The 18,554-nt window shown below is 41.3% G+C and carries 17 protein-coding genes; all 17 read right to left on the reverse strand.

Going from position 1 to position 18,554, the window contains the following annotated elements; translation table 11 throughout:
- Positions 1-12 precede the first annotated feature (12 nt).
- Positions 13-1,038 carry an aspartate-semialdehyde dehydrogenase gene (gene asd / locus CSV80_RS01775; protein WP_099669360.1) on the reverse strand — a complete coding sequence of 342 codons (1,026 nt, stop codon included), beginning with the start codon at positions 1,036-1,038 and terminating at the stop codon, positions 13-15.
- A gap of 117 nt (positions 1,039-1,155) precedes the next feature.
- Complete coding sequence (locus CSV80_RS01780) at positions 1,156-1,746, reverse strand: dipicolinate synthase subunit B (protein WP_099669361.1); 591 nt, start codon at positions 1,744-1,746, stop codon at positions 1,156-1,158.
- Positions 1,719-2,525 (reverse strand): NAD-binding protein, encoded by an 807-nt coding sequence (locus tag CSV80_RS01785; RefSeq protein ID WP_099669362.1) that lies wholly within the window; start codon positions 2,523-2,525, stop codon positions 1,719-1,721. Before CSV80_RS01785 ends, CSV80_RS01780 begins: the two co-directional genes overlap by 28 nt.
- Positions 2,518-2,796 carry a YlmC/YmxH family sporulation protein gene (locus tag CSV80_RS01790; RefSeq protein ID WP_029053159.1) on the reverse strand — a complete coding sequence of 93 codons (279 nt, stop codon included), beginning with the start codon at positions 2,794-2,796 and terminating at the stop codon, positions 2,518-2,520. The genes CSV80_RS01785 and CSV80_RS01790 overlap by 8 nt, the downstream gene beginning before the upstream one ends.
- 58 nt (positions 2,797-2,854) lie before the next feature.
- On the reverse strand, positions 2,855-4,114 hold the full coding sequence (locus CSV80_RS01795) for a M16 family metallopeptidase (RefSeq protein WP_099669363.1): 1,260 nt from the start codon (positions 4,112-4,114) through the stop codon (positions 2,855-2,857).
- Between the two features lie 79 nt (positions 4,115-4,193).
- A complete protein-coding gene (gene pnp, locus CSV80_RS01800; protein WP_099669364.1) occupies positions 4,194-6,326 on the reverse strand; it encodes a polyribonucleotide nucleotidyltransferase in 2,133 nt (710 codons plus the stop codon).
- Between the two features lie 139 nt (positions 6,327-6,465).
- A complete protein-coding gene (gene rpsO / locus CSV80_RS01805) occupies positions 6,466-6,735 on the reverse strand; it encodes a 30S ribosomal protein S15 (RefSeq protein ID WP_029053162.1) in 270 nt (89 codons plus the stop codon).
- A 131-nt stretch (positions 6,736-6,866) separates the two neighbouring features.
- Positions 6,867-7,805, reverse strand: a complete 939-nt coding sequence (gene ribF, locus CSV80_RS01810; RefSeq protein WP_099669365.1) for a riboflavin biosynthesis protein RibF — start codon at positions 7,803-7,805, stop codon at positions 6,867-6,869.
- 12 nt (positions 7,806-7,817) lie between these two features.
- On the reverse strand, positions 7,818-8,729 hold the full coding sequence (gene truB, locus CSV80_RS01815) for a tRNA pseudouridine(55) synthase TruB (RefSeq protein ID WP_099669366.1): 912 nt from the start codon (positions 8,727-8,729) through the stop codon (positions 7,818-7,820).
- A gap of 97 nt (positions 8,730-8,826) precedes the next feature.
- Entirely contained in the window at positions 8,827-9,177 is a 351-nt protein-coding gene (gene rbfA / locus CSV80_RS01820; RefSeq protein WP_029053165.1) for a 30S ribosome-binding factor RbfA, read from the reverse strand.
- A gap of 22 nt (positions 9,178-9,199) precedes the next feature.
- Positions 9,200-9,478: a DUF503 domain-containing protein gene (locus CSV80_RS01825; protein WP_099669367.1), complete on the reverse strand. Its 279-nt coding sequence runs from the start codon at positions 9,476-9,478 to the stop codon at positions 9,200-9,202.
- Positions 9,475-11,733: a translation initiation factor IF-2 gene (infB, locus tag CSV80_RS01830; RefSeq protein WP_099669368.1), complete on the reverse strand. Its 2,259-nt coding sequence runs from the start codon at positions 11,731-11,733 to the stop codon at positions 9,475-9,477. Before infB ends, CSV80_RS01825 begins: the two co-directional genes overlap by 4 nt.
- Positions 11,711-12,061 carry a YlxQ family RNA-binding protein gene (locus CSV80_RS01835; protein ID WP_099669369.1) on the reverse strand — a complete coding sequence of 117 codons (351 nt, stop codon included), beginning with the start codon at positions 12,059-12,061 and terminating at the stop codon, positions 11,711-11,713. The genes infB and CSV80_RS01835 overlap by 23 nt, the downstream gene beginning before the upstream one ends.
- Positions 12,058-12,336, reverse strand: coding sequence for an RNase P modulator RnpM (rnpM, locus tag CSV80_RS01840; protein WP_099669370.1), 279 nt, complete (start codon positions 12,334-12,336; stop codon positions 12,058-12,060). The genes CSV80_RS01835 and rnpM overlap by 4 nt, the downstream gene beginning before the upstream one ends.
- A 21-nt stretch (positions 12,337-12,357) precedes the next feature.
- Positions 12,358-13,551, reverse strand: coding sequence for a transcription termination factor NusA (gene nusA / locus CSV80_RS01845; RefSeq protein ID WP_099669371.1), 1,194 nt, complete (start codon positions 13,549-13,551; stop codon positions 12,358-12,360).
- Between the two features lie 78 nt (positions 13,552-13,629).
- Entirely contained in the window at positions 13,630-14,100 is a 471-nt protein-coding gene (gene rimP / locus CSV80_RS01850; RefSeq protein ID WP_029053171.1) for a ribosome maturation factor RimP, read from the reverse strand.
- A gap of 141 nt (positions 14,101-14,241) precedes the next feature.
- The gene (locus CSV80_RS01855; RefSeq protein WP_099669372.1) at positions 14,242-18,549 is read right to left on the reverse strand and encodes a PolC-type DNA polymerase III; all 4,308 of its coding nucleotides are present in this window, start codon (positions 18,547-18,549) and stop codon (positions 14,242-14,244) included.
- Positions 18,550-18,554 lie beyond the last annotated feature (5 nt).

Here is an 18,554-nt window from a genome sequence, read left to right on the forward strand (position 1 = left end):
TACCTACACAAGTTATTTAATAAGCGCCTCGGCGATTTGCACAGAGTTCAATGCAGCACCTTTTAATAAGTTATCGGACACAATCCAAAGATGGAATCCTTTTGGATTATCCAAATCTTTACGGATTCTGCCTACAAACACTTCATCTTTATCTTCTGCATAAAGCGGCATTGGATATAGTTGTGAAGCCGGATCATCCTGCAAAACAATTCCTGGTGCATTTTCCATCAAAGACTGGATATCTTTAACTGTAACGTCGTCATGATCGATTTCAATGTAAACGGATTCTGAATGTCCGGATACAACAGGTAATCTGACACATGTAGCCGCTACCGACATGTTTTGATCGCTGAATATTTTCTTCGTTTCATTAATCATTTTTAATTCTTCCAATGTATAGCCCGACTCACCAAATGAATCAATTTGTGGAATCGCGTTGAATGCGATTGGATAATGACGTTTTGCAGAAGCGGATGGTAATACTTCTGCTTGTATTTCACTACGATTCGCGAATTGCTTGCTTTGTTCTGCTAGTTCATCAATCGCTTCTACGCCAGCACCTGAAACTGCTTGGTAAGTAGATACGATTAGCTTGTTAAGTCCATATTGATCTTTAATAGGTTTCAAAGCTGCTACCATCTGAATTGTAGAACAGTTTGGATTTGCAATGATTCCTGAATGGTTTTTCAACTCTTGTGGATTTACTTCCGGAACAACGAGTGGTGTGTTAGGGTCCATACGGAATGCACTTGTATTGTCAATTACAACCGCCCCGCTTTTCACTGCATCTTGTGCGAACTTCTCTGAGATACTCCCACCTGCACTAAAGAATGCAATGTCGATACCTTCAAAAGCTTCTGGGGTTGTTTCTTGTACAATGTACGTATTTCCACCCGCTTCGATTTCATTGCCCGCAGAACGTTTGGATGCTAGTAACTTAATGGAAGTAGCAGGGAAATTACGTTCCACCAATTTCTCAAGTATTTTTGTTCCTACCGCTCCAGTAGCGCCGACAATTGCAACATTCACATTCTTCATCTATATCTTCCTTTCAATTATTAACAAGTACTATTAAGGAAAGTTAGTACTATCCTCGTCTCGTTAATTGTTATTGAACGAATTATAACATATTTTGCAGAATTTAAAAATCTATTATCATGCATTGTTATGAATTATCAGTAACGGCTGCAATTGCTTACTTTCAATTGCGGATGCAACAGTAGCGGGTAGTAATGAGAAATCCGAAATTAAGGAGTTCGGTTTTTTTATGCAATCATCTTGACCGAATGGAATAAAGAACACATGTTTCATATTCAATAACTTCATAAGATTCATACCGTTAAGGCCTAGTGCATCATTAGTAGAAATACCAAGTACCACTGGTTTGCCATTACGCAATGTGGCTTTGGCCGCCATCAAAACAGGTGAGTCAGTAGCAGCATTAGCAAACCTACTCATAGAGTTACCTGTAAGCGGCGAAATCACCATGCAGTCAAGCGGATTGGATGGACCGAATGGTTCTGCTTCGACAATACTTGCCACTACCTTCTCGCCTGTCGCCTCTTCTATTCGTTTAATCCACTCTTCACCAGTACCAAAACGCGTGGCAGCATGAAGAACTGAATGTGTAATGATAGGAACGACAATCGCACCTTCTTTTTGCAGCGAAGCGATCATCGGGAGCAATTGGTCGTATGTGCAATGCGAAGCCGTGATGCCTAATCCGATTCGTTTTCCTTTGAGCATTTAGTTCCCCTTTCGTCTATACTCATTCTCAAAACCGCGTCAACCAAAACAGCTGCCGCGTCCTCGGGAAAGTGCTTCCCGGGCAATTTGAGGTGTATGGTATAGTATTCAGAGGAATCTGCATGCTTTAGGCACCCGGGTGCTGAAGAGACATCAAAAACATGAACAGCACCACTTTGACTTGGATTGAGCCATTGTGCCGGTATAGTGTTCACCAAGTAACCATGATTGAATTTTGTTGTTTCATCGAGCAGCAATGTGTTATAGCCCAATACTCCTGCTTCTGCTAGTTGCTCATTCGCACGCGCAACTATAGTGACAGTAGCCTGCAACTGATGCAGCGTATGTGCAATCGCTTTTCCCACTCTGCCAAATCCTGCAATGTAAAAATGCTTACCTGCAATCTGTCGTTTGGTTTGCTCATAAAAGACATGAACGAACGCTTCTGCAGTTAATTGAGCATTTCTCCAAATGAATTGCTCATTTTCCAGATAATTCGTATGCGAAATACCTTTCTTAGCAAGCTCTTGTCTCCAATCCGCTGAAGTATTACCGGAATAGACAGAAGAGCCTTCTTGCAAATAGTCGACGGGAATGCTTTGTTCCATTAACAATAAAGGTAGTAGAAGGTAGTCTGGCTTTGTATCCATCAGAGTGTTTTTTAACTGTTCATTAAACGTATCAGAACATACATACTCACTGTCAATCCCTGATTTTACTAATAGTTCATTCGCTATTCGTAGGCGTTGATCAGTCCCTACTACAAGCCATTTAGTCATACCCTTCTACTTCCTTTCTGTTCAATTCATGTGTTTTGCCAAATAAAATTCGGTCTTCGCCCACCAGTACAATTTCATGCCATGGAATATATTCAATAATATCCTGGTCTTTTTGACGAAAAAGTGTTTTCCCTAACTTCTTCCGAATTTCAAATCCAATGATCGCTCCTGTTTTGCGGTCAAACAGCAAGTCTGTTTCTGCCAAAAAGCCATATCTCATACCTTCTTCTACTTGAATCAGCTCTTTTTGTGCCAGTTCTGATAATCGCATGGAAGCCCTCCCTCATTTTAGATCTCTTTCATCATATGTATGAGAGGCCGGAAGTCGACTAGTTCTGCAGTTTTTTTAATTGTTGAATATTTGATTTAGGCGCGATAATGGATGTTGCACGATCACTTGCCAACATTTGCTGTCCAAGTCGATAGACACTCCGTTTTTCAACGCTTTCAATATGTTTGACCACTTCATCGATTGTCTGATGTTTGCCAAGCACTAATTCATTGCGACCATTTCTATACATACGCGATTCAGAGCCTTCCAAACCAAGAACAAAACTGCCTTTAAGTTGCTCTTTAGCGTTTCGCAATTCTTTATCTGTTAGACCGTCATTTAGCACTTCAGCAATGACCTGGTCAATTGTACGATACGTCTCTTCAAAGTTTTCAGGAGACGTTCCACAATAAACCACAAAGGAACCAGCATTTTTATACGCAGCATAATACGTATAGACCGAATACGCTAATCCGCGGTTTTCTCGAACTTCCTGAAACAACCTAGAAGACATCGTTCCGCCGAGGATACTATCGAATAAGCTTAATTCGTAAATCTTATCGTGAGTTGAAGGCAAGGAAGGATAACCAAAACATACATGGGCTTGTTCAATATCTTTTGCTTTGATGATTTGTTGTGCCGTAAAGTTCGGCACACTTTCATCTATAATTAAAGCAGAAGCCTGTTGTTTACTTTGATAGCTTCCGAAGTTTGCTTCGATCAACTTGATTAAACGTTCATCATAGCTTCCTGCAATCGAAATAACCAAATTTTCAGGGCGGTAATGTTTCACCATGAATTCTTCGACCATTTCTTTTGTAAATGACTTGATCGTTTCAATCCGTCCTCCTACAGGCTTTCCAATTGCATCTTCAGGGAACATACCCGCCCATAACCTTTCATCTACATCTTCATCGGGCATGTCTTCAACAGAGGATATTTCATCCAGAATGACAGATTTCTCTTTTTCCATCTCCTCTTCTTTAAATTGGGAATGGAAAAACATATCAGATAAAACTGTCAACGCGTACGAGGCGTGATGACTTAATACTGTAGTGTAATAGCATGTCATTTCTTTGGAAGTAAAGGCATTCAGATCGCCTCCAATCTGATCGAACTGCTCGGCAATCATTCGTGCACTTCGTGTATTGGTTCCCTTGAACAGCATATGTTCAATAAAGTGGGCAATACCTTCTTGTTCTTTTGTTTCATTTGCTGAACCTGCATGCACCCAGATTCCGATCGCAACAGACTGTAAATGTGGCATTTTTTCATGGATAATACGTACACCATTTGAACAATTATATTTTTGAATCATAGACTTCACTCCTTAAATAAAGTACAAAAAGCCTCCTTCGCCGCAACTTGTGCAGGAAGAGGCTTTTTTGTCGGGTTGATTACTCTTTGTTAGCTTGTTCTTGTTTTTGTTCTTTTTCTTTTTCTTCTTGTATGACTACTTTTCGTGAAAGATTTACTCGACCTTGTCTGTCAATTTCAATCACTTTTACAAATAGCTCATCTTCTAATTTTAATACGTCTTCCACTTCTTTAGTACGTGCTTCCTGAATTTCAGAAATATGAAGCAAGCCATCTTTGCCTGGGAAGATTTCCAAGAATGCACCGAATTTCTCAATACGCTTAACTTTTGCTAAGTAGTACTCGCCTACTTTTGCTTCGCGTACAATATTTTCGATCATGTTCTTAGCTTTTTCGTTCATTTCAGAGTTTGGTGATGAAATATAAATCGTTCCATCTTGCTCTGTATCAATTTTAACTTGAGTTTCCTCAATAATTTTATTAATTACTTTTCCACCAGGTCCGATTACGTCACGAATCTTGTCCGGTTTGATATGGATTACTATAATTTTCGGAGCGTACTCAGATAATTCTTCACGAGTCGAAGAAATGGTTGTCAACATATGATTAAGAATTTTGATACGGCCGATTTTTGCTTGTGCTAGAGACTCTTCTAAAATTTGACGAGATAAACCGTCAATTTTGATATCCATTTGAAGTGCAGTAATACCATTGTTAGTACCAGCTACTTTAAAGTCCATATCGCCTAAGTGGTCTTCCATTCCTTGAATATCTGACAGAATAGAATAATCTTCATCTTTTTTAATCAATCCCATAGCAATTCCTGCTACTGGCGCCTTAAGTGGTACACCAGCGTCCATCATAGCCATTGTAGAGGCACAGATTGATGCTTGTGAAGAGGAACCATTAGATTCCAATACTTCTGCAACTAGACGCATTGTGTAAGGGAATTCCACTTCATCCGGCAGCATAGGCAGCAATGCCCGCTCTCCTAATGCACCGTGACCAATTTCACGACGGCCTGGACCACGAATCGGACCTGTTTCACCGACACTGAAGTTCGGGAAGTTATAATGATGCATGAAGCGCTTAGATTCATCTGAACCTAAACCATCAATAATTTGATTTTCACCAAGCGCACCTAATGTACATACACTTAGTACTTGTGTTTGTCCACGTGTGAATAGTGAAGAACCGTGAGTGCGCGGCAATAGACCTGTTTCAGATGATAATGGACGGATTTCGTCAAGTCCACGGCCATCAGGACGAACTTTGTCGATTGTAATCAGTCGACGTACCTCATCTTTTACCATTTGCTCTAGAACAGCTTTCACTTGCTTAAATGTAGCTTCATCTGCTTCAGCTTCTGTGTAGTGCTCAAGAACAGCCGCTTTCACTTCGTTGATAGCTTCTTCACGCGCATGCTTTTCTTCAGTTTGAATTGCCGCTATTAGTTCATTTTCACAACGATCTTCTACTTCTTTACGAATGTCAGTATCCAGTTCGAATAATTCAATTTCGAACTTTGGTTTACCAATTTCAGCTGTAATTTTTTCTTGGAATTCGACTAATTTCTTGATTTGATCGTGACCGAACATAATCGCTTCTAACATAATTTCTTCAGAAACCTCTTTAGCTCCTGCCTCTACCATGTTGATTGCATGTTTTGTTCCAGCAACAACTAAATCAATTTCCGATGTTTCAAGCTGACTCGGCGTAGGATTGACGATGAATTCTCCATCTATACGACCTACTTGAACGCCTGCGATTGGGCCATCAAACGGAATATCCGAGATAGATAAAGCCAAAGAAGAGCCAATCATTGCTGAAATCTCAGATGAACAATCCTGATCAACAGACATAACAAGTGAAATGACTTGCACATCGTTACGGAAGCCATCAGGGAATAAAGGTCTGATTGGACGGTCAATCAAGCGACTAGTCAATACTGCATTTTCTGAAGGACGTCCTTCCCGCTTGATAAATCCTCCTGGGATCTTACCAACCGAGTACATGCGTTCTTCATAATTCACTGTAAGTGGAAAGAAATCTAGAGGTTTTGGTTTCTTGGAAGCTGTAACCGTGGAAAGTACTGTTGTTTCGCCATACCGAACGAGCACCGCACCGTTAGCTTGCTTTGCAAGTTGGCCGGCTTCGATTGTAAGCGTACGTCCAGCCCAATCGAGTGTATAAACTTTTTTCTGTTCTGACATTGTAGAACTCCTCTCTATTGTAAACCTGTATACATCTAGTATGTAATTAGTAATAGTGTATCAAACGTGATACATGTATGCGAAATATTTTATCTTAATTCCATAGAAAAAAGCGGGCAAAGCCCGCTTCTCAGTCTTATTAACGGCGTAAGCCAAGTGATGCAATAAGATCACGGTAACGTTGAACGTTAGTTTCACGTAGATATCTCAATAGACGACGACGTGTACCAACCATTTTGTACAAACCACGACGTGAGTGGTGATCTTTCTTGTGAGTACGTAAGTGGCCGTTCAGGTTATTGATCTCTTCAGTAAGGATAGCAATCTGAACATCAGCCGATCCAGTATCATTTTCATGAGTCTTGAATTCGTTAATCAATTCAGCTTTGCGCTCTTGTGTAATAGCCATCCTTTTCACCTCCTAAATAAAAGTATCCCCGTCTCCCGAGCAAACGTTGGTGACTCGTGTTGCCAAGAAGAGGTTCGTGTATTGAACACTCTTGTATCATATCACGGCATTATGTCAGTTGCAACAACCAACTAGTCGCTTAATAAATCCTTTGCTGTTTGCTTGTCTTTTCCAATTTGTGTTTTCAACGCATCCAGCGAATCAAATTTTTGTTCAGAACGTATACGGTGCAACCACTCAATTGCCATTTTCTTTCCATAGAGATCTATATTCACGTCCAGCAGATGAACCTCTGCTGTAGGAATCCGATGTTCTGGATCATGGAATGTTGGCTTTACGCCCATATTGCAAACACCTCGGTACCATGTATCTTCGATCAGGCAACGCACAGCATAGACACCATTAGCAGGAACTATATGTTCTTCAGCAGTTTGGATGTTAGCTGTAGGGAAACCTAACTGACGGCCCCGTTTTTCTCCATGTATCACTTCGCCCGTTGTACGGAATGGACGACCGAGAAGTTCTGCTGCCGCTTCAACGTCACCCTTAGATAACAGTTTTCGAATTGCCGTCGAAGATACTTTATAGTCTTGATCAAAGGTCACTTTAGAAATAATCGTTGTTCCATACTTACCTTCAGATAGCTCTTGCATATCTTTCATCGTTCCCAAACCTTTTGAACCAAATGTAAAATCAAAGCCTGCAGTAACATGCTTGACGCCAAGCTTTTTGATGAAGATGTCGATAAATCTTTGCGGTGAAAGACTAGCCAGTTCCCAATCAAAGCTGACAATGAAAAGCGTATCCACACCAAGAGATTCGAGTACTCTGACCTTTTCTTCAATCGGCGTAATATACCCAACGTTTTTCCCTGAAAATAGCTGTGACGGATGGGGATCGAATGTCATAACAGCTGTCTCGATCGATAAATCATCTGCAACTTTTTGTGCACTGCGAATGACTTCTTGATGTCCTTTATGTACACCGTCAAAAAATCCAATAGCTAACGAAGAAGCATCAAGTTGTCGAATATTTACCGAATCCGGATATCGTAATCTATAGATTTTCATTTCTATCTCTCCTTACTCACTAGCTAGCAACATTTTTTCTGGTTTCATTAACCCCGGCTTTGTTGGATGGTTTTGATAGATTGCCAACACACGACCTTCGAACATCATCATGATGGAAGCATGGTCAGTTAGCAATGGTACCGCAGGAAGCACTTGACCATTTCGTATGGATTCCAAGGATGCCTCTTCGATTTCAAGGCGTGGAAAATCCGTCAATACGTCTTCGATAGGACGCAATATTGTTTGTACTTGATCTTGTTCCATCATTTGTGATACTTCTGCTAGCGTTTTACAATGCGATTCATCAAAATTTCCTGAAACAGTTCGGACTAATGAATCCATATGTGCTGGATATCCAAGAAGTTCACCAATTTGCACAGCTAACGTCCGGATATAAGTTCCTTTACCACATTGCACCCTAACGGAAAATGTTACTTCTTCGCCACTAAAAAATTGATCTCCATTTAATAATTCTATTTTATCGATCTGCACTTTACGAACTGGCCGTTCTACTTCAATGCCTTTACGCGCATATTCATACAAACGTCTACCATTAACTTTTACCGCTGAATACATAGGTGGAATTTGTGTGATTTCTCCTGTTAACTGCTCCAAAACGTCTATAATTTGGTTTCTTGTGAATTCCTTATGCGTCAAATCACTCGTTACGGTCTCACCTTGCGCGTCTTCAGTTTCTGTTGAGCGGCCTATAGACACCGTAGCAACATATTCTTTACCCGCATCCGTAATATAAGAAGCGACTTTCGTAGCTCTGCCTATACAGATAGGCAAGACACCTTCTACTTCAGGATCCAATGTACCTGTATGCCCCACTTTTTTTGTCCGTAATATCTTTCGAAGCTTAAAGACACAGTCGTGCGACGTCATACCTTTCTCTTTCCACAAAGGCAGAATACCGTTCATCTTACCCCTTCTTCCTAAATTCATTCAGAAAAACTTGCTCTATGTAAGAAGGGAGGAAGTCATGCCGCCTACGCGACTATGAACTTCCTCCTCGTGTTTATTGTTCGTTTTCGTCATTTACTTTGCGGATCAAGCTTTCAATCCGGTTACCGTAAGCGACTGATTCATCAATTTCGAATTCGATTTCGGGTGTTTTGCGTAAGCGGATTCTTTGACCAATTTCCGATCGAATGAAGCCTTTTGCTTTGGAGAGCCCAAGTAACGAATCTTCCTTTTCTTTATCTGTACCTAGAACAGAGATAAAAATTTTCGCTTGTTGTAAATCTCCAGTTACATCTACACCAGTCACCGTCACAAATCCGATACGTGGATCTTTTAGTTTTTGGCCAATAATGTCGCCCAATTCTTTCTTCATTTGCTCAGCTATACGATTAGCACGCACTGACATGGCAATTCACCTCGTTCTTTGCTCATAAGTAGTCTACTGTACACGTAGTCATTTCCCAATCAGGATTGGATTCAAACAGACGAATCGCACGTCTCACTTCTCGTTCTGCGGCCTCTTTGGAGGATGCCACAGCGACTAAAGCGAATGTGGTACGTTGCCATAAATCCTGATGATCAATTTCTGCAACCGATACATTATAGGAGTTTTTCACCCGATCCCTCATTCTATTCAAGACAGCCCGTTTATCCTTTAAAGAAGCCGCTGCTGGGATGTGGAAAGAACATTCCGCGTAAACAATCATACTCTTTTAATTTCTTCCATAACGTATGCTTCAATGATATCTCCTTCTTTGACATCATTGAATTTTTTAATAGTGATACCACACTCATAACCTTTTGCAACTTCTTTTGCATCATCTTTGAAACGTTTCAGTGTATCCAGTTCGCCTTCAAAGACTACAATATTATCGCGTAAAACACGAACGCCTGCGTCTCGTGTGATCTTACCGTCGATTACATAGCTTCCTGCTATCGTTCCGATCTTCGATACTTTAAAGGTTTCACGAACTTCCGCCTGACCTATTACCTTCTCTTCATACTCAGGATCAAGTAGGCCTGTCATAGCTGATTCGATTTCTTCAATTACTTTATATATGACACGGTGCAGACGAATGTCTACGCCTTCTGCTTCTGCAGCACGTTTTGCATTCGTATCTGGACGTACGTTAAATCCAATGACGATTGCGTTAGATGCAGCTGCTAAAGAAATATCGGACTCATTGATCGCACCCGCGCCTGTGTGAATAATTTTGACGTTAACGCCTTCTACTTCGATTTTCATAAGAGAAGAAGCCATTGCCTCAACCGCACCTTGTACATCTGCTTTAACAATTAAGTTCAATTCTTTCATTTCGCCCTGTTTCATTTGATCAAACAAGTTATCAAGTGTGACACGTGTTTTCTCCACACGCTGTTCTTGAAGTGCTTCTCCAGCACGTGTTTCACCGATTTGACGAGCAGTTTTTTCATCTTTAAAGACAACGAAACGATCTCCTGCAAATGGAACATCGCTCAATCCTGTAATTTCTACAGGGGTTGAAGGACCTGCTTCTTTTACGCGACGACCAAGGTCACTGACCATTGCCCGGACACGACCGTACGTATTTCCAACAACGATGGGATCTCCTACATGCAATGTACCATTTTGTACAAGCAATGTGGCTACAGAACCTTTCCCTTTGTCGAGCTGCGCCTCAATTACTGTACCTCTAGCTCTAATGGAAGGATCAGCTGTAAATTCGCCTACTTCAGCAATTAATAGAACCATTTCAAGTAACTGATCAATTCCTTCACCTTTTAGTGCGGAAATTGGCACGAAAATCGTATCGCCGCCCCAATCTTCTGCAACTAAGCCATGTTCAGTTAATTCTTGCATAACGCGGTCAGGATTCGCGGCAGGCTTATCCATTTTGTTAACCGCTACAATAATCGGAACTTCTGCTGCTTTCGCATGGTTGATCGCTTCAATTGTCTGTGGCATAACACCGTCATCTGCTGCAACAACTAGAATTGTCAAGTCTGTAACTTTGGCACCACGTGCTCTCATTGTTGTAAAAGCTTCGTGACCTGGTGTATCTAGGAATGTAATTTTCTTGCCACTAGCAGTAATTTGATACGCACCAATATGCTGCGTGATTCCACCCGCTTCACCTTGTGTTACTTTAGTGTTGCGAATTGAGTCTAGCAACGTCGTTTTACCATGGTCAACGTGCCCCATAATGGTTACGACTGGCGGTCTTTCTGTTAATTCACCTGGCACTTCTTCTTCCTCTTCAGGATCTTCAAAGTAGATCTCCAAGTCTGTTACGTCAATACGGACCTCTTCCTCAACTTCAACATCGTATTCCGCACAAATTAACTCAATTGCATCTTTATCTAATTCCTGGTTAATGGTTGCCATTACACCAAGCATAAACAGCTTTTTGATGATTTCAGAAGGTTCTTTACCTAGTTTTTTAGCTAGCTCCCCCACTGATAGTGACTCATAAAAAGTAATTTTATCCGGTAATGGTATTTCAACTTTTTGTACTGGTACTGCCGGACGGTATCTTCGACGCCCTTGGTTAATACCGCGTGCTGGCGGTCTTCCACCACGACCGCCGCCTGGACGTCCGCCTCCGCCAGCTGGACGAGGTGAACCTGCTCCTTGCCCTTGACGCGGTGACTGATTGCTACCTGTTTTCGGAGCTGAAGTAGATTGTCCTGAAGGACGATTTGAAGCTGGACGGTTAGTACCTTGTGAGGTATTTGGTTTATTTGTATTATTTGGACGATCTGTTCTTTGGTTTGCTGGTTTGCTCGCTGGCTTAACAGTAGTTGTTTTCGCCTCTGGCTTTTTTAAATCTCCAAACTTCTCGTCTAATTTTGCAATAGATACTGGATCCAGTTCTTCCATATGGCTCTTTATTACAATATCACTTTTGATTAATTCTGCAGCAATATCTCTACTAGTTTTGCCTATTGATCTGGCATATTCATGTACTTTCATTTTCGTCATTAGCCCACCCCCGATTAAATTCATTGAGAAGCTCGGATAACTTTTTTGCGAACCCTTTATCTGTTAGTGCTAAGACGACTCGAGCTTCTTTTCCAATTGCATGCCCAAGTTCTTCACGGCTTCCAAATACATGCTTCTCAACGTTATACGTATTACATTTATTTGTTAATTTTTTTATTATGTTCTTGGATGCATCACCTGATAGGATGACCAGATGCGCATCGCCAGACCGAACCGCCTGTACGACTAAATCTTCACCCGTTGCAATTTTACGTGCGCGAGCTGCCATACCAAGCAGTTGATAAATATTTGTCGGATCTTTTGTCATTTAATTGCCTCTCGACGAATTGCATGCAAAAGGTCTTCGTAGACTTGCTCCGGTACTTTGACACCCAATTGATGCTCAATCGAGTGTTGCTTACGTGCTTTTTCTACGGCATCCTCCGTTTTAGAAACATATGTACCGCGGCCTGACTTCTTTCCTGTCAAATCTACAGATACTTCGCCTTCTTTCGTACGGACAATTCGAATCATTTCTTTTTTAGGTAACATGTCACCAGTCGCTGCACATTTACGCAAAGGGATCTTCCGATTGTTCGACATCAGCATGCAATCCTTTCCAAATCAATCTTCTTTGTCTTCATCTGCGTATAAATCAAAGTCCTCAGCTGGTTCAGCTGGTGTTTCTTCTTCATACTCATAAGATTCCAAGAACTCAACTGCATCTGCATCTGGCTCTTCTACTGGAACAGCAAGAGATTCCTCGCGGGGATAGATCCCTAATTCTCTTGCATCCGTTTCACTTTTAATATCAATTTTCCAGCCCGTTAACTTAGCCGCCAACCTTGCATTTTGGCCTCTTTTTCCGATTGCCAATGAAAGTTGATAATCCGGCACAACGACAGTAGTGGAACGCTCTTCTTCATTTACTTGTACATCAATTACTTTTGAAGGGCTCAAAGCATTCGCAACGAAGATTACTGGATCTTCAGACCACTCTACGATATCTACTTTTTCGCCATTCAATTCATTTGATATAGTTTGTACTCGTGCTCCTCTTGAACCTACACAAGAACCTACTGGATCTACTTCTTCGTTTGCTGTATAAACAGAGATTTTTGAGCGGTCTCCTGCTTCACGTGCGATCGATTTAATTTCTACTGTACCGTCATAAATTTCTGGTACCTCAAGTTCAAATAAGCGTCGTAATAGGCCAGGATGCGTTCTGGATACAAACACTTGCGGTCCACGCGCTGTTCTTTCGACTTTCGTAATGTATACTTTAATACGATCATGTGGTGCATATGACTCTGTTTGAATTTGTTCACTTGACGGTAACACCGCTTCTACTTTTCCTAATCCAACGAATAAGTTTTTCGGATCCATACGCTCTACGATTCCGTTGACGATGTCTTCTTCACGATCAATATATTCTTCATAGATTAAACCGCGTTCAGCTTCACGTACACGCTGTGTTACAACTTGCTTAGCGGTTTGGGCGGCAATTCGTCCAAAGTCACGCGGTGTGACTTCTTCTTCCACGATATCGGTAAGTTCATATACTGGATTAATGAGTTGTGCATCTTCCAAAGAAATTTGCAAACGCTCATCTTCTACTTCTTCGACTACGTCTTTACGTGAATAGACAGCCATTGTACCTTTGTTTAAGTTCAAGTCTACACGCACATTTTGTGCTTGGTTAAAGTTTCGTTTGTACGCTGTTACAAGCGCTGCTTCAATTGCATCGACTATTATGTCTCTTGAAATACCTTTTTGCTGTTCAAGAGCTGTCAGTGCCTCGAGTAGCTCACTACTCATGTTCATCACTCCTACATTCCAATTGTTATTGCTCTTGATTCTTCGCTCGCTAATGCAAGGCAGTGTTTCATGCTTACTTTAAAAGTCTATAGCCAGTCTTGCGAGCGCAATTTTTGTTTTGTCAATTTCCACTAGTACTTTTCTCGTCTTGACCCGTATTTCCACTTTTGCATGGTCTGGTCCGTATCCGAGTAAATACCCCTCGAATTCTTTCATTCCATCAATTGGTTCATACGTTTTGATGAACACATATTGGCCTACGGCTTTTTCAAAATCTTCATCTTTTTTCAAAGGTCTTTCCGCTCCGGGAGAAGACACTTCAAGGAAGTAATTTTGCGGAATCGGGTCCACAATGTCTAGTTCCTCGCTTAGTTTATTACTGACAGCCGCACATTGATCGATGTCAATGTTACCTTCAGGCGTATCGATGTAGACGCGTAGAAACCAATCGCGACCCTCTTTCAAGAACTCAACATCAACCAGTTCAAGACCTAATTCTTCTACGATCGGTCTAGCTAACTGTTCGACTTCCTCTATAATTTTACTCAAATGGTATCCCTCCCGAAATTCAAAATAACAACAGAAAAGAGCGGGAAGCCCCACTCTTTTCCGCAAGACGTATAGCAAAAGTTGTTTTAATCGTATCACAAGGCCTTTTACAATGCAACTTAAGCAACCGTCACGAGCCCATTAGAATAGGGATAGTTGGTTCGCTTCAGGCATTCCTTCCATGCAACCGAGGTTATCCAGATATTCAACAACCGTTTTAGAAACCCGGCCTCTCTTCTGGAAGTCCTCTTTCGATAAAAACTCACCGTCTTTTCTCGCTTCAACAATCGTCTTCGCTACGTTAGTCCCTAGTGAAGGAATCGAGTTAAACGGCGGGATCAGTTTATTGTCTTCAATAAGAAACTGTGTCGCATCCGATTTATAGAGATCAGGTTTCGCAAATGTAAATCCTCGCTCAACCATTTCAAGTGCAATCTCCAAAACAACCACTAAGTTCTTTTCTTTTGGAGAAGCTTCCAATCCCTTAGCATTGATCTCTTTAACTTTCGCCCGAATACTTGCAGAACCTTTACACATCGTCATCAAGTCAAAGTCGGTTGCTCGAACGGTGAAGTACGTCGCATAATACATGATTGGATGATGTACTTTGAAGTACGCGATTCGTAGAGCCATCAGTACGTATGCCGCGGCATGAGCTTTAGGGAACATGTATTTGATTTTCTTACACGATCCGATATACCAGCCTGGTACTTTATTCTCTTTCATCGCTTCTTCAAACTCAGGCGTCAACCCTTTACCTTTCCGCACAGATTCCATAATTTTAAATGCAAGAGAAGGTTCAAGTCCCTGATAGATCAAATAAACCATAATATCGTCACGACAGCCGATCACTTCTGACAGTTGACATGTTTTATTTTGGATTAATTCCTGTGCATTACCTAGCCAAACATCGGTGCCGTGTGACAGTCCCGATATCTGGATCAATTCAGAGAACGTAGACGGTTTCGTTTCTTCTAACATCTGTCGTACAAATCGCGTTCCAAATTCAGGCACACCAAGAGTTCCTGTTTTGCAGTCAATTTGTTCTTCTGTGACGCCGAGTGAAGACGTACCACTAAACAATTCCATAACGCCTTTATCGTCAGGAGGAATAGTCATCGCATCGATGCCTGATAAGTCTTCCAACATTTTAATCATCGTCGGATCATCATGACCTAGAATATCTAGTTTCAATAAATTATTATCGATGGAATGGAAATCAAAATGTGTGGTTTTCCAACTAGATTCAAGATCATTCGCCGGGAATTGAATTGGCGTAAAGTCAAAGATGTCCATTGTATCCGGCACAACAATAATACCGCCAGGGTGCTGCCCGGTATTCCGCTTCACGCCTGAACAACCTTGTACAAGCCGGTCAATCTCTGCGCCACGCATTTGGATATCGTTATCATTCATATACCCTCGAACATATCCATATGCAGTTTTTTCAGCTACTGTTCCTATTGTTCCTGCCCGAAACACATAGTCTTCTCCGAACAGTTCTTTTGTATAGTTATGAGCATGCGCTTGATACTCACCACTAAAGTTCAAATCTATATCTGGAACCTTATCGCCGGCAAATCCAAGGAAGGTTTCGAACGGGATATCCTGCCCATCTTTTTTAAACATCGTCTGGCAATTCGGGCATTCCTTATCTGGCAAGTCATAACCTGAACCAACTGAACCATCATCAAAAAACTCATATGTCTTACATGACGGACAAACATAATGTGGTGGCAATGGATTCACTTCTGTGATTTCCATCATGGTGGCAACGAATGAAGAGCCGACAGAGCCCCGCGAACCAACCAAGTAGCCATCATCCAATGATTTCTTTACTAGTTTATGCGAAATCAGATAAATAACTGAAAAGCCATTATCGATGATAGACGTTAATTCTTTTATAATGCGTGCTTCAACGATCTCTGGCAAGGTTTCACCGTATATTCGTTGTGCCATGGAATACGTTAGATCTCGTACTTCATCTTCCGCACCTTCGATTGTTGGTGTATACAAGTCATCTTTAATTGGTTTCACATCACCTATACGATCTACAATTTTTAGAGGATTGTCTACTACAATTTCTTGCGCTACGTCTTCACCTAAAAACTCAAATTCTTTCAACATTTCATCTGTCGTACGGAAATGAACTTCAGGTAACGAGTGCCGATTCAAAGGATTTGCCCCACCTTGTGAACGGACAAGTACTTTTCGATAGGTAGAGTCGGTTTCATCAAGATAGTGGACATTCCCTGTCGCACAAACTGGTAAACCGGTTTTCTTCCCAAGCTTAATCATCTTGCGCATAATATCTTCTAGGTTCCACTCATCTCGAATTAAATCGAGTTCGAGTAAATGCGAGTACACCGGCTTAGGATGGAGTTCCAAGTAATCATAAAAACTCGCAATTTCTTCCACTTCTTCCATCGGTTTTTGCATTAACCCTTCGAATACTTCCCCTTTATCACAACCCGAACCAACTATTATTCCTTTTCGATATTTCACGAGTAACGAACGAGGTATACGGGGCACGCGATAGAAAAAGTCCATATGCGAAATTGACACAAGCTTGAATAGATTTTTCAACCCTTCATCGTCTGTTGCAAGCAAAGTACAATGTGAAGGCCGTGAACGCTTATAGGCGTCTCCTTCACCGATATTCTTATTGAGATCATCAAGCCACTTGATGCCTTTTTCCTGTGCTTCTGATAGCAGGCGCAAAAATAGATGCGCAGTAGCTTCTGTATCGTAAATGGCACGGTGATGTTGCGTTAATTCGATCTCGAATTTTTTAGCTAACGTGTTCAATCGATGGTTTCGCAATTCGGGATAAAGGAAACGAGAAAGTTCCAATGTATCGATGACTGGATAAGCAACTGTTTCTATTTTCGCACGTTTACATGATGCATAAAAGAAGCCCATATCAAACGAAGCATTATGTGCAATCAACACTGCATCCCCGATAAATTCTATAAACTCTGCCATGACGTCTTCAACTTCTGGTGCATTTTCTACCATGTCATCTGTAATGCCTGTCAGATTCGTCGTAACGGAAGACAATGGATGATGCGGGTTGGCAAAGCGTTCAAACCGGTCAACGATTTCTCCATCTTTCACTCGCACAGCTGCAAGTTCGATGATCGTGTCGTATACAGCCGACAAGCCTGTGGTCTCAACGTCAAATACAACATACGTATCCGTTTCAAGCAAACGGTGTTGCTCTTCATAGACAATCGGAACACCATCATCCACCAGATTGATTTCTAAACCAAACAACACTTTAATACCATGTTTTTTACCAGCGTTATAAGCGTCAGGGAAAGACTGAACGTTCGCATGATCTGTGATTGCAATCGCAGGATGTCCCCATTTAGCTGCTTGGGCAACTAATGATGAAGCGGAAACTACCGCATCCATTTGACTCATGGAAGTGTGTGCATGTAATTCCACACGTTTCCGTCCATCAGGCGCCTTGTCTTTGCGTTCAATAGTGGGAATAACGGCAATATCTTGTGCCATCATGATTAAGTCCCTAACGAATGTATCGTTCTGTATACCGCCACGAGCTCGTACCCACATACCCTTTTTGAAAGATTTCATGATCTCCGCATCTTCATTATCACGCGAAAACATTTTGACTAAGATGGAATCCGTGTAGTCTGTTACTTTCAGTGTCAATAGTGAACGGCCACTCCGCAACTCCCGTACCTCTGCATCAAATACAAAGCCTTCAATAACCAAACGTCTTTCTTCATCTTGTATTTCATGGATTGGAATAATTGGCTCGCTAGCTTTGATCGGTGTACCAAGGGCCAGTACTCTATCAGAATCACCTTGTTCACTTTTCATCGTTTCACGTTGTTGCAGCTGATGATACGCTTGCTTGGATAACAGATCTTCTTCTTGCTGTTTTTGAGAAAGAAACTGCTGGCGTTCTTCTGCTGCATTGTGATTTTCAACAATCGAAACCTCGAACATATACTTCGGAAAACCGAATTGCTGATATAGTGTCGATAATGTTTCCACATATTTATTTTTTAAAGTTTGACACTCCAAATCAGTTGAACAATTAAGTAATAATTTCTCGCCATGTACCTTGGGCTTTTGTTCCACTAGACATTGGCGCATAGGTGGAGATATATCTGCTAGCTCATCTATAATTAGCGGCCAATAATCTGTAATTAATTGTTCATTCACTTCATTTTTTCTTACTTCCATTTCGAGATGTACATTCGCTATAGCAGCGAATGATTCATGAACACGTTGTTGCATAATCTGGAATACCTCGATGGGTAACACTTCATCAAGTGTGATATTAAATTTCCACACTCTTGTTTTCTTCTGAACGGTTACACGGTTCAACTCTCCGTTTTGAAAATAGTTCATGAACTGATCATCTGTCAGTCCCGTCTGTTGCAGCAAAGTTAAAAACTTTTGGGCGGCATCCATTATAT

It is taken from the genome of Sporosarcina sp. P12(2017) (genome assembly GCF_002743035.1).
Lineage (GTDB): Bacteria > Bacillota > Bacilli > Bacillales_A > Planococcaceae > Sporosarcina > Sporosarcina ureae.